Here is a 1,042-nt window from a genome sequence, read left to right as displayed (position 1 = left end):
TTCGATCAGGTTTGTTTTGAGATAGTTGTTGCCCTGGGTGACCCGGGAAGACATGTTTTTGCCTGCGCTTTGGTTGTTTCCCGGACAGACTCCGGCCCAGGAGGCCAGGTGCCTGTCAGAATGGAATTTGTCCATCTCCGTACCGATTTCGGCCAGGATTCCCATGGCGGCCATCTGGGATATCCCCGGGATGGTTTGCAGCAGGTTTAGCTGACGATGAAACGGCTTCATGCAGCTCTCAAGTTCTGCCTCCAGTTTGGCGATGGCTTGGTTATGGGATTCGATGGTGTCCATGATGAACCGGACCATGTATCGGTGATGGTCGGTAAAGCGGCCATGGAGTGCCAGTTGGAGTTGCTCTTTTTTGCTTACCAAGGAGCCTTTGGCCTGGTTGGCCAGCTCCACGGGATCGGTTACCCCTTCCAGTAGTTTTTGGATAATGGCCAGTCCTGACTTGGAAAACACGTCGCTGACTACCGAAGAGAGTTTGATGTTGGCATCCTGGAGGATGTTTTGCAGCCGGTTTTTGGCCCGGGAGCGCTGGTTGACGATCTTTTTGCGATGCCGGTACAATACCCTGATAAACCGCATCTCCTCCTTGGGGACGAAACTGGGCTTTAGCAACCCGCTGAGCAACAGCTTGGCAATCCATTCGGAGTCCTTCTTGTCGGTCTTGTGCCCAGGGACGTTTTTGATATGCCGGGCATTGACGACCAAGAGTTCAAAATACCCTTCCAGTACGTAGTAAACCGGCTTCCAATAGACGCCAGTGCTCTCCATGGCCACATGGGTGACTCCCTGGTTTTGCAGCCAGCAGATCAGCTTCTCCAGGTCAGGGGTGTGGGTGGCAAAGGTAACCGTCTGCTCTGGCAGGTCTTTTCCTGAAACGGTTGCCACTACGGTGTCGCGATGAACATCAAGGCCGCAGCCTCGTTCAATGAGTTGGGGAAATTCTATCGTGTCCATGTCGTAAATAAGTTGTGGTAACTCCTTTTACGACTTTCATGGCTGCGGGTGAATTTCCCCTATTCATGAATGTTTT

Annotated in this window: 1 protein-coding gene; it reads right to left on the bottom strand. The window is 52.4% G+C overall.

Annotation, left to right across the window (positions count from 1 at the left end; all coding sequences use genetic code 11):
- Positions 1 to 966: IS110 family RNA-guided transposase (locus ABD031_RS13265; RefSeq protein ID WP_343852238.1), on the bottom strand; the 966-nt coding region annotated here is incomplete at its 3' end.
- Positions 967 to 1,042 lie beyond the last annotated feature (76 nt).

Origin of the sequence: Algoriphagus jejuensis (assembly GCF_039523455.1) — a bacterium.
Classification (GTDB): domain Bacteria; phylum Bacteroidota; class Bacteroidia; order Cytophagales; family Cyclobacteriaceae; genus Algoriphagus; species Algoriphagus jejuensis.
The sequence above is the reverse complement of the archived record's forward strand: the minus strand, read 5'-3'. Positions and strand labels throughout refer to the sequence as shown.